12 protein-coding genes are annotated in these 12,953 nt (G+C 55.8%); 2 read left to right on the top strand and 10 right to left on the bottom strand.

The genetic code is table 11. The annotated features are described in order from the left end of the window. Nucleotides 1-23: 23 nt before the first annotated feature. The 4 genes from polB to araB all read right to left on the bottom strand — a co-directional run bounded on the left by polB (nucleotide 24) and on the right by araB (nucleotide 6,421). Nucleotides 24-2,381 carry a DNA polymerase II gene (gene polB, locus ACR42C_RS03515; protein WP_320721032.1) on the bottom strand — a complete coding sequence of 786 codons (2,358 nt, stop codon included), beginning with the start codon at nucleotides 2,379-2,381 and terminating at the stop codon, nucleotides 24-26. Nucleotides 2,382-2,455: 74 nt separating this feature from the next. Further along, entirely contained in the window at nucleotides 2,456-3,151 is a 696-nt protein-coding gene (gene araD, locus ACR42C_RS03520) for an L-ribulose-5-phosphate 4-epimerase (RefSeq protein WP_025758012.1), read from the bottom strand. A 47-nt stretch (nucleotides 3,152-3,198) separates the two neighbouring features. Further along, nucleotides 3,199-4,701, bottom strand: a complete 1,503-nt coding sequence (gene araA / locus ACR42C_RS03525) for an L-arabinose isomerase (protein WP_479985178.1) — start codon at nucleotides 4,699-4,701, stop codon at nucleotides 3,199-3,201. 10 nt (nucleotides 4,702-4,711) lie between these two features. Then, nucleotides 4,712-6,421, bottom strand: coding sequence for a ribulokinase (araB, locus tag ACR42C_RS03530; RefSeq protein ID WP_395313667.1), 1,710 nt, complete (start codon nucleotides 6,419-6,421; stop codon nucleotides 4,712-4,714). A 337-nt stretch (nucleotides 6,422-6,758) separates the two neighbouring features. Between araB and araC the strand changes: the two genes are divergently transcribed. Next, nucleotides 6,759-7,604, top strand: a complete 846-nt coding sequence (araC, locus tag ACR42C_RS03535) for an arabinose operon transcriptional regulator AraC (protein WP_116342460.1) — start codon at nucleotides 6,759-6,761, stop codon at nucleotides 7,602-7,604. Between the two features lie 128 nt (nucleotides 7,605-7,732). Then, entirely contained in the window at nucleotides 7,733-8,500 is a 768-nt protein-coding gene (locus ACR42C_RS03540; protein ID WP_163330303.1) for a DedA family protein, read from the top strand. Between the two features lie 12 nt (nucleotides 8,501-8,512). On the opposite strand, the gene ACR42C_RS03545 is transcribed toward ACR42C_RS03540, so the two are convergent. From ACR42C_RS03545 to ACR42C_RS03570, 6 genes are read right to left on the bottom strand one after another with little or no spacing between them, the layout of a single operon-like run. Next, nucleotides 8,513-9,895, bottom strand: a complete 1,383-nt coding sequence (locus ACR42C_RS03545; protein ID WP_479984762.1) for a hypothetical protein — start codon at nucleotides 9,893-9,895, stop codon at nucleotides 8,513-8,515. Next, nucleotides 9,892-10,149: a PAAR domain-containing protein gene (locus ACR42C_RS03550; RefSeq protein WP_479984763.1), complete on the bottom strand. Its 258-nt coding sequence runs from the start codon at nucleotides 10,147-10,149 to the stop codon at nucleotides 9,892-9,894. Before ACR42C_RS03550 ends, ACR42C_RS03545 begins: the two co-directional genes overlap by 4 nt. Before the next feature lie 17 nt (nucleotides 10,150-10,166). Beyond that, complete coding sequence (locus ACR42C_RS03555; protein WP_479984764.1) at nucleotides 10,167-10,859, bottom strand: T6SS immunity protein Tli3 family protein; 693 nt, start codon at nucleotides 10,857-10,859, stop codon at nucleotides 10,167-10,169. 3 nt (nucleotides 10,860-10,862) lie between these two features. Next, nucleotides 10,863-11,558, bottom strand: a complete 696-nt coding sequence (locus tag ACR42C_RS03560) for a T6SS immunity protein Tli3 family protein (protein WP_479984765.1) — start codon at nucleotides 11,556-11,558, stop codon at nucleotides 10,863-10,865. 3 nt (nucleotides 11,559-11,561) lie between these two features. Next, entirely contained in the window at nucleotides 11,562-12,254 is a 693-nt protein-coding gene (locus tag ACR42C_RS03565; protein WP_479984766.1) for a T6SS immunity protein Tli3 family protein, read from the bottom strand. Nucleotides 12,255-12,257: 3 nt separating this feature from the next. Next, entirely contained in the window at nucleotides 12,258-12,947 is a 690-nt protein-coding gene (locus tag ACR42C_RS03570) for a T6SS immunity protein Tli3 family protein (RefSeq protein ID WP_479984767.1), read from the bottom strand. Nucleotides 12,948-12,953 lie beyond the last annotated feature (6 nt).

Below are 12,953 nucleotides of genomic sequence, written 5' to 3' on the forward strand. Positions count from 1 at the left end.
GATGGCAGCCATTTCGTCACGCGTCAAAATAGGCCAAGTTGCCCTGTCACTAGTGTAGCAAAATCGTCGTCAATGAAGGGCAAAATTCCGTCGGCGACGGGCTGAAGCTGACGCGTAAGATAGTGATCGTAATCGAGCGGAGACTGCTGGTAATCAACGGGTTCCGGGCCGTTAATCGTCCAGACGTACTTAATGGTACCCCGATTTTGATACTGTGGCGCACGTCCGCGGCGCACGTTTTCTTCATCCGCCAGACGCGCGGCGCGCACGTGTGGAGGAACGTTACGCTGGTACTCCGCCAGCGGGCGGCGCAGGCGTTTGCGGTAGACCAGCTGGTTATCCAGTTCGCCCGCCATCAGGCTGGCGATGGTTTCACGCACGTAATCCTGATACGGCTCGTTGCGAAACACCCGCAGGTAAAGGGTTTGCTGAAACTGCTGTGCCAGCGGCGTCCAGTCGGTGCGCACCGTTTCCAGGCCTTTAAAGACCATACGCTGCTTATCTCCTTCCTGAATCAGCCCGGCGTAGCGCTTCTTGCTGCCCTGATCGGTACCGCGAATGGTGGGCATTAAAAAGCGGGCAAAATGGGTTTCAAATTCCAGTTCTAATGCGCTGGTTAACCGCTCTTTTTGCAAATGTTCCTGCCACCAGGCGTTCACGAAAGCGACCAGTTCTTTGCCGATTCGCGAGGCATCCTCTTCTGTACGTGCGCTCTTAAGCCACACAAAGGTGGAATCCGTGTCGCCGTAGATAACGTCATAGCCCCGCGATTCAATCAGCGCTTTGGTCTGGCGCATGATGTCGTGCCCGCGCATAGTGATGGACGAGGCCAGACGGGGATCAAAGAAGCGGCAGGCGCTGGTCCCCAGCACGCCGTAAAAGGCGTTCATAATGATTTTCAGCGCCTGCGAGAGCGGCTTGTTGCCGTGGCGCTTGGCCTCATCGCGGCCGTGCCAGATGTTCCCCACGATTTCAGGCAGGCAGTGCTTTTCCCGCGAGAAACGGGCGCCGAGGAAACCGTCGGTGCTGTGGGCGTCGTCCGGCTGCGCCATGCCTTCTACCAGCCCGACGGGATCGATCAGGAAGGTGCGGATAATCGACGGGTAGAGGCTTTTGTAGTCCAGCACCAGAACCGAGTCATACAGTCCAGGCCGGGAGTCCATCACGTAGCCGCCGGGGCTGGCCTGCGGCGGCACGTCTCCGAGGTTGGGCGCAACATAGCCCGCACGGTGCATTCGTGGGAAATAGAGGTGGCTAAAGGCCGCTACCGAGCCGCCGTGCCTGTCTGCCGCCAGGCCGTTTACCGTCGCCCGCTCCAGCAGGAACGGCATGATCTCGGTTTTATGGAAAATCTGCGTCACCAGCTCGCAGTCTTTCAGGTTATAGGTAGCGAGCGCGGGTTTGTCTTCGTTGAAGCGCCGGTCGATCTCGTCCATGCGGTCCCACGGATTGTCGATGGATTTGCCTTCACCGAGCAATTCCTGCGCTACCGCTTCCAGAGAGAAGGAGGAGAAATTCCAGAAAGCGGATTTCAGCGCCTCGATGCCGTCGATAATCAGTCGACCGTTGGCCTGCGCAAAGAACACGCCGTTCTTAAAGCCGTGCTCGCGCCACTCCAGCTCCGTATTTCCGCGCCCGAGCATCAGCGGGATGCGATACCGCTCGGCGTGTTTTTGCAGCACGCGCAGGTCAAACTGCACCACGTTCCAGCCGATCAGCACGTCCGGGTCGTGCTCGGCAAACCACTGGTTAAGTTTCTCCAGCAGCTGCGGGCGGCTGCTGACGTACTCAAGCTGAAAATCCAGCGCGGACGCATCGCCGTTCGGCGGCCCGAGCATATACACAACCCGCTGCCCGCAGCCTTCAAGACCGATGCAGTACAGTTCGCCATGACGGGTGGTTTCTATATCCAGGGAGACCCACTTCAGCGGTGGACGATAATGCGGATTCGGCTTCAGGCGAGCGTTGATGAGGGTGCCGTTTTGCTCTGCGCCGTCTACCCAGACGGGCGCGGTTATAAACCGCTCCATCAGAAAGCGTTCCGGCGGGCGGATATCCGCTTCGTAGAGCGTCACGCCCGCTTCGCGCAGCAGCTTTTCATAGCGCATCAGCTGACGATGGGCGCGGCAGTAAAGGCCGTAAACCGGCTGGCGGTGGAAATCTTTCAGTTCAAGCGGGGTAATGCGCCAGCCGCTTTCGTCGCGCAGCAGCTGCTTCACCTTTTCGACGTGCGTTTCAGGGATAAATGCCACGGACTCCTGCGGCGGCAGCGCAACGTGCAGCGGGCCGTTGTCCGTCGCCAGCCAGAACGCGACCTCGGTGCCCTGAGGGGTATCCCGCCAGTGTCGGGTCAGTAAAAAGCCTTGTTGCGCCTGTGCCACGCCGCTATCCCATAAAACAAAACCAGGCCTGATTATAGCCTGGTTGAATGTTTTATGCTGGAGATATATACAGTTTATTGTCCGTAATAGGCCTTCGCGCCGTGCTTGCGCAGGTAGTGTTTATCCAGCAGGGTTTGCTGCATATCCGGCAGCTGCGGCGCGAGCTGGCGACAGAAGATCCCCATATAGGCCACCTCTTCGAGCACGATCGCGTTATGCACCGCATCTTCCGCGTTTTTACCCCAGGCAAACGGGCCGTGGGAGTGCACCAGCACGCCGGGCATCTGTGCCGCGTCGATTCCCTGTTTTTCGAAGGTTTCGACAATTACGTTACCCGTTTCCCACTCGTACTCACCGTTGATCTCTGCATCGGTCATCAGACGCGTGCAGGGAATGGTGCCGTAAAAGTAGTCCGCGTGGGTGGTGCCGGTCGCCGGGATCGACTGGCCCGCCTGCGCCCAGATGGTCGCGTGACGAGAATGGGTATGCACAATGCCGCCGATGGTCGGGAATGACCGGTACAGCAGGCGGTGAGTGGGCGTATCGGATGACGGTTTTTTGTTACCTTCCACCACTTCACCCGTCTCGATGCTGACCACCACCATATCGTCCGCGGTCATCACCGTGTAATCCACGCCGGAAGGCTTGATCACGAACACGCCTTTTTCCCGGTCAACGGCGCTGACGTTGCCCCAGGTCAGGGTCACCAGGTTATGTTTCGGCAGCGCCAGGTTGGCTTCGAGCACCTGACGTTTGAGATCGTCTAACATTGTTGTCTCCCTGCCCGGTGGGCGTAGCGCCACCGGGCATTCCGTACTTAGCGTTTTGAACCGTAATAGACTTCGTTCCAGCGCAGCGCGTCCTTAAAGGCAGGCAGGCGGGTATCGTTATCAATGACGGTCAGCTCGATATCGTGCAGCTCGGCGAACTGACGCATGTCGTTCAGATCCAGCGCGTGGCTGAACACCGTGTGGTGCGCGCCGCCGGCCAGGATCCACGCCTCTGACGCGGTCGGCAGGTCCGGCTGCGCTTTCCACAGGGCGTTGGCGACAGGCAGTTTCGGCAGCGAATGTGGCGTTTCAACCGCATCGACGCAGTTCACCAGCAGGCGGAAACGATCGCCCAGATCGATCAGGCTGGCGTTGATGGCCGGGCTGGTGCGGGTGTTGAAGATCAGACGCGCCGGATCGGCTTTGCCGCCGATGCCGAGATACTGCACGTCGAGGATCGGTTTCTCTTCGACGGCGATAGAAGGGCACACTTCCAGCATGTGGGAGCCGAGCACCAGGTCGTTGCCGTTTTCGAAGTGGTAGGTGTAGTCCTCCATAAAGGAGGTGCCGCCCTGCAGACCGGTCGACATCACCTTCATGATGCGAAGCAGAGCGGCAGTTTTCCAGTCGCCTTCGCCTGCAAAGCCGTAGCCCTGCTGCATCAGACGTTGTACCGCCAGGCCCGGCAGCTGTTTCAGGCCGTGAAGGTCTTCAAAAGTGGTAGTAAAAGCGTGGAAGTCGCCCTGTTCCAGGAAGCGCTTCATGCCCAGCTCAATGCGCGCTGCATCCAGCACGTTCTGGCGCTTGTCGCCGTTGATTTGTGCCGCAGGGGTCAGGCGGTAGCTGCTTTCGTATTCATCCACCAGCGCGCTCACGTCGCCATCGCTAATGTCGTTTACCACCTGCACCAGGTCGCCCACTGCCCAGGTATTTACGGAGAAGCCGAATTTAATCTGCGCAGCGACTTTATCGCCGTCGGTGACCGCCACTTCACGCATGTTGTCGCCGAAACGCACCACTTTCAGGTGGCGGGTATCCTGCTTAGAGACCGCCTGTCGCATCCAGGAGCCGATACGTTGTTGCGCCTTGCCATCCTGCCAGTGGCCGGTGACCACCGCGTGCTGCTGGCGCATGCGCGCGCCGATGAAGCCAAACTCACGGCCGCCGTGCGCGGTCTGGTTCAGGTTCATGAAGTCCATGTCGATGCTGTCCCACGGCAGGGAGGCATTGAACTGGGTATGGAACTGCAGCAGCGGTTTGTTGAGGATAGACAGACCGTTGATCCACATTTTGGCCGGAGAGAAGGTATGCAGCCACACCACCAGACCTGCGCATTTATCGTCGTAGTTCGCGTCGCGGCAGATGTGGGTAATTTCGTCCGGCGTGGTGCCCAGCGGTTTCAGTACCAGTTTGCACGGTAGTTTGGCTTCCGCGTTCAGCGCATTAACCACGTGCTCCGCGTGTTTCGTCACCTGCTGCAGCGCTTCCGGTCCGTACAGATGCTGGCTGCCAATCACAAACCACACTTCATAGTTATTAAAAATGGTCATCATCGTGTCCTTAATGGGTCAGGGTTGCCGTAGTGTCCGCGGTGCTTTTGGCCGGGGCGGCGACAGGGAGATAGTGAAGTTCGGCGCTTTTTGCCCATTGCTGGTAGCGCTGATAAAGCTGTTCAAAGCGTTGTGCCTGCCGGGCACGCGGCTGGAGCGTGTTTTCGACGGCGCTCGCCATATGCCGCTGTGCGGCCGGGATATCGGAATGCACGCCTGCGGCCACGGCAGCGAAAATCGCCGCGCCCAGCGCGCAGCACTGATCGGAAGCCACAATCTGCAGCGGACGGTTCAGCACGTCGCAGCAGGCCTGCATAATCACCGGGTTTTTACGGGCGATGCCGCCCAGCGCCATCACGTTGTTCACGTCGATGCCCTGCTCGGTGAAGCACTCCATAATGGCGCGGGCACCGAAGGCCGTTGCGGCAATCAGGCCGCCGAACAGCGCTGGAGCGTCGGTCGCCAGGTTGAGATCGGTAATCACTCCTTTCAGACGCTGGTTGGCAAACGGCGTGCGGCGACCGTTAAACCAGTCCAGCACCACCGGGAGGTGATCGAGAGACGGATTTTTGGCCCAGGCTTCGGTGAGCTGCGGCAGGAGCTGCTTTTTGCTGTCGGCAATCTGGGTTTTCAGCTCTGGATGCGCCGCTGCCAGCTGGTCCAGAGGCCAGCCCAGCACGCGGCCAAACCAGGCGTAAATATCGCCAAACGCGGACTGACCGGCTTCCAGGCCGATAAAGTCCGGCACCACGCTGCCGTCAACCTGGCCGCAGATGCCTTTCACCGCGCGGTCGCCGACGCTGGCTTTATCTGCCGTCAGAATGTCGCAGGTCGAAGTACCGATAACTTTTACCAGGGTGTTGGGCTGCGCGCCCGCGCCCACGGCGCCCATATGACAGTCAAACGCGCCGCCGGAGATGGTCACGTTCTGCGGCAGGCCGAGACGCGTCGCCCACTCTTCACAAAGCGTGCCGACCGGAATATCGGCGGTGAAGGTGTCGGTAAACAGCGGGTATTTGAGATTCTTGTTGATGATTGGGTCGAGTTCATCAAAGAACGCGGCCGGAGGCAGGCCGCCCCAGCTTTCATGCCACAGGGATTTATGCCCGGCGCTGCAACGCCCGCGGCGAATATCCTGTGGCCGGGTGGTGCCGGAGAGCAGGGCAGGCACCCAGTCGCACAACTCAATCCAGGACGCTGCGGCCTGCGCAACGGTTGCGTCGGCGCGGGTGACGTGGAGGATTTTGGCCCAGAACCATTCGCTGGAGTAAATCCCGCCGATGTAGCGCGAGTAGTCTGTTTTACCCGGCTGATGGCACAGGCGCGTGATGGCTTCGGCCTCTTCCACGGCAGTATGGTCTTTCCACAGCACGAACATGGCGTTCGGGTTGTCGGCAAACTCCGGGCGCAGTGCCAGCACGCGGCCTTCGGCATCCACCGGGGCAGGCGTGGAGCCGGTGCTGTCGACGCCAATCCCCACGACCTCGGCCCGCTGGGCGTCCGTCAGTTCGGCCAGTACGGTTTTGATTGCCGCTTCCATCGACTCAATGTAGTCCCGCGGGTGATGACGGAACTGGTTGTTCGCCGCATCGCAGTAGCGCCCTTCCTGCCAGCGCGGGTACCACTCAACGCTGGTTGCTATCTCCTGGCCGGACGTACAGTCCACTGCCAGCGCGCGAACCGAGTCGCTGCCAAAATCGAGGCCAATTGCAATTGCCATGGTGTTGCTCCATCCAAAAAACAGGTATGGAAGAACATTAGAGACTGGGGGCGAAAATCGTCAGGCAGGATCCGCTAATCTTATGGACTAAATTGCTGTTACGACGGAAAGTGTGACGCCGTGCAAATATTCAATGTGGACATTTCTGCCGCACTTATAGACACTTTTGTTACTGCTTATCTGCCTGTACTGGCGGAGAAATCAGGGGGAAAGGCTGAAACATGGCGGACGTAAAAGAGGCGTGATGCTTTTTGGATCTTTTCGCAGGCCATTTTTATACTGCTTTTAGTGATATGGACAATTGGTTTCCTTCAGGACCCTTGGGAGAACTGAATCTATGGCCGAAACGCAAAACGATCCCCTGTTGCCGGGATACTCGTTTAACGCGCACCTTGTGGCGGGACTGACCCCTATCGAGGCTGAGGGATATCTCGATTTTTACGTCGACCGACCGCTCGGGATGAAAGGGTATATTCTCAACCTGACCGTGCGGGGGGAAGGGATCATCAAGAACGGTGACCAGCAGTTTGTCTGCCGTCCCGGCGATATCCTGCTGTTCCCGCCGGGAGAGATCCACCACTACGGGCGTCATCCGGATGCTAAAGAGTGGTATCACCAGTGGGTCTATTTCCGCCCGCGCGCCTACTGGCAGGAGTGGCTTTCGTGGCCGGCTATTTTTGCGCATACCGGCTTTTATCGCCCGGATGAGGTTCATCTGGCGCAGTTTCGCGAACTGTTCGCGCAGATTATTGAGGCGGGGCAGGCCGGCGGGCGCTATGCCGAACTGCTGGCGATAAACCTGCTTGAGCAGGTGCTGCTGCGCCGCATGGAGGCCATCAACGAATCGCTTAACCCACCGCTGGATAACCGCGTCCGCGACGCCTGCCAGTACATTAGCGACCATCTGGCCGACAGCCAGTTTGATATCGCCAGCGTCGCCCAACACGTCTGTCTGTCGCCGTCGCGGCTGTCGCATCTGTTCCGCCAGCAGCTGGGCGTCAGCGTTCTGAGCTGGCGTGAGGATCAGCGCATCAGTCAGGCGAAGCTGCTGCTCAGCACCACCCGAATGCCGATTGCTACCGTTGGGCGCAACGTGGGATTTGAAGATCAGCTCTATTTCTCTCGCGTGTTTAAGAAATGCACCGGCGCGAGCCCGAGCGAATTCCGCGCGGGATGTGAATAAACGGTAAAAAAAGATAAACAAGCAGGTGAATGCGGAAAGCAACCTGTAAACTATTCAGACAATTGTTGCCTTGACGCGGTGCGGGGCGCTAAGCAGAATCGCTGATTCGTTTTCTGACCGGAATAGTTATGCAGGCATTGCTGGAACACTTTATTACCCAGTCCGTTATGTACTCGCTCATCGCCGTGGCGCTGGTGGCGTTTCTGGAATCGCTGGCGCTTGTTGGGTTGATCCTGCCCGGAACCGTGATGATGGCGGGGCTTGGCGCGCTGATCGGCAGCGGCGAGGTTAATTTCTGGCAGGCGTGGCTGGCCGGGATTATCGGTTGCCTGATGGGGGACTGGATCTCCTTCTGGCTGGGCTGGCGCTTTAAGAAGCCGCTGCACCGCTGGTCTTTTATGAAAAAGAACAAAGCGCTGCTGGATAAAACCGAGCATGCCCTGCATCAGCACAGCATGTTTACCATTCTGGTAGGCCGCTTCGTTGGGCCAACGCGTCCGCTGGTGCCGATGGTGGCGGGGATGTTGGACCTGCCGGTCGCGAAGTTCGTGGTGCCGAACATCATCGGCTGCGTCTTCTGGCCGCCGTTTTACTTCCTGCCGGGGATCCTCGCCGGCGCGGCGATTGATATCCCTGACGGCATGCAAAGCGGTGAGTTTAAGTGGCTGCTGCTGGGCACGGCTGTGCTGCTGTGGCTGGCGGCCTGGCTCTGCTGGCGGCTATGGCGCAGCGCGAAAGCCAGCGTCGATCGCCTGACGCGCTATCTTCCGCGCTCTCGTCTTTTGTGGCTGGCCCCGCTGACGCTGGGCGTTGCGGTGGTGGCCCTGGTGGTGCTGATTCGTCACCCGCTGATGCCGGTGTACGGCGAGATTCTGTTGAAGGTGGTAAGCCGTTAATCTGTTTCCGCTCTAGAACCCCATATCTCTGTAAGCCCGGTTTGAGCTGGTGATAGACAGGAAAGCGCCTGTCACCGCTGGAACCAGAACAGAGAGTATTATGCTTGCCGCTAATACCAGTATGGAAGGCATCTCACCGGGCTTATTTGTTATCATCATAATGAAAAATAACGAGAATAATAAAAATAGCCCCGTCATTACCCCATTAACAAAAGGAAGCAGCCAAACGTCCCATCGGCAGATTTCGGGTACATGAGCTTCCTGCGAGGAAAGGGCGGTGACGGAGAATTTATTCATTGCTGAATTCGCCACCAGCTGAGTTCCCTGCGCATACTTTACCGCATCGGCAGCAAGCGCCAGCGCCAGCCATCTGTACCCCTCGCTCTTTTCCCCGAGCGAGGATTCCATTTCCAGCCTTTCCATAACAGCGTTTTTAGCATCCAACGCCTGCATCAAAGGATATTTTTCCGTACGGGATAATCCGCTGTACCAGAGCGCTTTTGGGGCCGTCACAGGGCCAACATCCAGATAAACCGGCATCGTTTCTTCTACGTCCGTGATCTTACTCATCGGTTGGTACAGATAAACCGGCTTCTCTCCCTCTGTATGCACGTATTGGTTAGTGAAGAGAAAAGCGCAGGCGTTTTCCATTCGCTTACTGTCACCGTCTTCACCATGCATATCGACGACGATCAGCAGCCTGTTAACGATGAATTTGTCGCTTGCCGCTATCCAGTCCCCGATGAGCGAGTAGTCAGGGCACTCGCTGATAAACTGAATTTTGCCGCCGTGCGCACTGTGTAACTTCAGATTTTCCAGCGCTCGTCTCAGATCCTCAACACAGTTCGCATCGCCCCCGCGAACCCAGACGTATGTATCCCTTCGCTGATACGCACTCATTTTGAGCTTATCGGCCATCGGCGCGAGCAGGCGCGAAAAGACGGCTTCGTCCGGAGTCTGGTCAAACGCTTCGGTTGCCTCAATTTTTAGCGGCGTTTTGGGCGCCAGCGGAAACTCACCTTCAAGCTTTAGCATATTCAGCGCCAGTTGATCGACCGGAGAGAGGGCCGACCAGGCTGCTATGGTGATGTTCTGACGCGCAAAACGTTTAAGCCTGATAGCCCTCTCTTTTGCAATATATTTGCGAGTTTCTGCATAGTTTACAGAGGTACTTATTATCATTTTCAGCGCAAATACCAGACACGTTACCAGGCTGAGCGGTAGCAGTACGGACGGCAAGAAAAAAAAGAGCGTCACATGTTTATTCTGAGGCCAGGTAAAAATCTCAAGAATGATCCCCATGACAACAGCGACGATATACACAGCAACGATCGCTAACGTCGGCATTTTTACGTCAGCATCTTTCTGCTTCGAATATAACCACCACTCCATCATATAGCCCCCCCCGTTGACAGCGTTGTTCTTATTTCACACCCGCACGCCGCTTTACACCGGTCGACAACCACGCCTCGTCCGAGCATCGTCCAGCGTGGATGGCACTCTGTAATCGGGTATTTCCCTTTGTGCAGCAGGCATTCAACGATGTCATCTTTTAGCGCCACGGGTTTACCCATGAAATTGGCCCCTGAAGCTGAAGTCACTTTTCCACCGTTCGCCAGCGGATCGTCTAAGCGAATTACGCCGTTCATTGTTTATCCTTAGTCGTTTATCGCGCATCCATGTCACAGCGCATATGGTCCCAACCGGTGTAGTTTTTCACTTCAGGGACCTTATCGGGTTGGTCTTCCCAATTAGTCTGCAATGACTGTACGGTGTCCTTGAGGCCTTGCTTCGTCATATAAACCATTCCCCACGACCAGCCACCCGTTCCTGCTGTAATATCGCCCTGCACCCCATCCTGAAGTTCGTAATGAATACCCTTACCACCGGGCAATAGACGGGGGTCATCAAACGGCCTGGAAGACATATAAAGGCGGTGCTTTGTCTGCAGAAAGCCCTGGTCATTCACTACTGTGAAAGAAAGAATGTCGTCATAGGGAGGTGCATTGTCTCCATTAGGTTCATTTTCGCCGGGCGAGAATGAGGACGGGTACCAGGTTTTGCCATAATCCTTTGATACCATAGAGCCAGGGGAATGCCATGTCGGAATCGCTATATAGCGCTCCGACGGATGGACGTATTTTTTAGTAAAAATACGATAGAACTGACTGACCGCCTCTGAATGAATCCCCCGCTGCGTATCGGTGTACCAGAGCTCGCCTTCACAGTCCCAGCCTTTCAGTTCCAGATAACGATGGTCATCAAAACGATAGACTACCTGCGTCGGCGGCTCTTTCGCCTGACAGCCTGAAGCCATCAGTACAGCAGCAACAGCCATGCCTGAGCATAATGCTTTCATCAGTTAGCGCCCCGCATCCATGTCACATTGCATATGGTCCCAGCCGGTGTAACCTTTCACTTCAGGGACCTTATCGGGTAAATTTTGATAATTGGATTCACGCCTGACGACTTTTCCCTTCAGCCATCCTTTTGTGAAATACACCATCCCCCATTTCCAGCCAGGTGCATCTGAAGTTATTTCGTCCACCTCACCATTTTCAAGCTGGTACTTAATTCCAGAACCACCTGGCAATACGCGCGGATCGTCAAATGGTCTGGATGACATATAAAGGCGATGCTTTGTCAGTAGAAAGCCCTGATCGTTTATTACCGTCAGAGAAAGCACCTCATCATAAGCTGGTGAGGAATCACCATTCGGCTCGTTTTCTCCGGGAGAAAACTGCGCTAACTGCCAGGTCTTTCCGAAATCTTTTGATACGGTAAAGGCACCACCACCCCATGATGTGAGGACAATATATCGCTCTGAAGGGTGAATAAATTTTTTGGTAAAAATGCGATAAAATTGTGAATACGGCTGCGAATGAATCCCCCGCTGCGTATCGGTGTACCAGAGCTCACCTTCACAGTCCCAGCCTTTCAGTTCCAGATAACGATGGTCATCAAAGCGGTAAACCACCTGCGTCGGCGGCTCATTGGCCTGACAGCCTGAAGCCATCAGTACAGCAGCAACAGCCATGCCTGAGCATAATGCTTTCATCAGTTAGCGCCCCGCATCCATGTCACATTGCATGTGGTCCCAGCCGGTGTAACCTTTCACTTCAGGGACCTTATCGGGTAAATTCTGATAATTGGTATGGAATTTTGCCGTATCGTTCTCCAGTGCCTCCTTAGTGATGTAATCGAGCCCCCACGCAGGCCCTGGTGATTGTGGTTTAATTCTGTGAGTTACGCCTTCAACTACATAATTAATTCCTGGCCCACCAGTTGCCAGGCGTGGGTCATCAAACGGCCTGGAGGACATATAAAGGCGGTGCTTTGTCTGCAGAAAGCCCTGGTCATTCACCACTGTGAAAGAAACAACATCATCTCGCGGAGGTGAGTTCATTCCATCCGGTTCGTTTCCTCCGGGAGAGAATTGTGCAACCTGCCACGTTTTCCCGTAGTCCTTAGAGACACGAAAACCACCGACTCCCCAGCCTGTAATAGCGATGTATCGTTCTGAGGGATGGACAAACTTTTTAGTAAATATTCTGTAAAACTGGCTTACAGGTTCAGAATGAATCCCCCGCTGCGTATCGGTGTACCAGAGCTCGCCTTCACAGTCCCAGCCCTTCAGTTCGAGATAACGATGGTCATCGAAACGATAGACCACCTGCGTCGGCGGCTCGTTGGCCTGACAGCCTGAAGCCATCAGTACAGCAGCGGCAGCCATGCCTGAGCATAATGCTTTCATTGGTTAGCGCCCCGCATCCATGTCACATTGCATATGGTCCCAGCCGGTGTAACCTTTCACTTCAGGGACCTTATCGGGTAAATTCTGATAATTGGTATGGAATTTTGCCGTATCGTTCTCCAGTGCCTCTTTAGTGATGTAATCGAGCCCCCACGCAGGCCCTGGTGATTGTGGTTTAATTCTGTGAGTTACGCCTTCAACTACATAATTAATTCCTGGCCCACCAGTTGCCAGGCGTGGGTCATCAAACGGTCGGGATGACATATAAAGCCGGCGCTTTGTCAGCAGAAAGCCTTGATCGTTTATTACCGTCAGAGATAGCACCTCATCATAAGCTGGTGAGGAATCACCATTCGGCTCGTTTTCTCCGGGAGAAAACTGCGCTAACTGCCAGGTCTTTCCGAAATCTTTTGATACGGTAAAGGCACCACCACCCCATGATGTGAGGACAATATATCGCTCTGAAGGGTGAATAAATTTTTTGGTAAAAATGCGATAAAATTGTGAATACGGCTGCGAATGAATCCCCCGCTGCGTATCGGTGTACCAGAGTTCGCCTTCACAGTCCCAGCCTTTCAGTTCCAGATAACGATGGTCATCAAAACGATAGACTACCTGCGTCGGCGGCTCATTGGCCTGACAGCCTGAAGCCATCAGTATTACAGCCAAGGCTGTACCTATTCTATTTTTCATTTCCCT

The organism is Enterobacter sp. MG-EB028 (genome assembly GCF_056673305.1).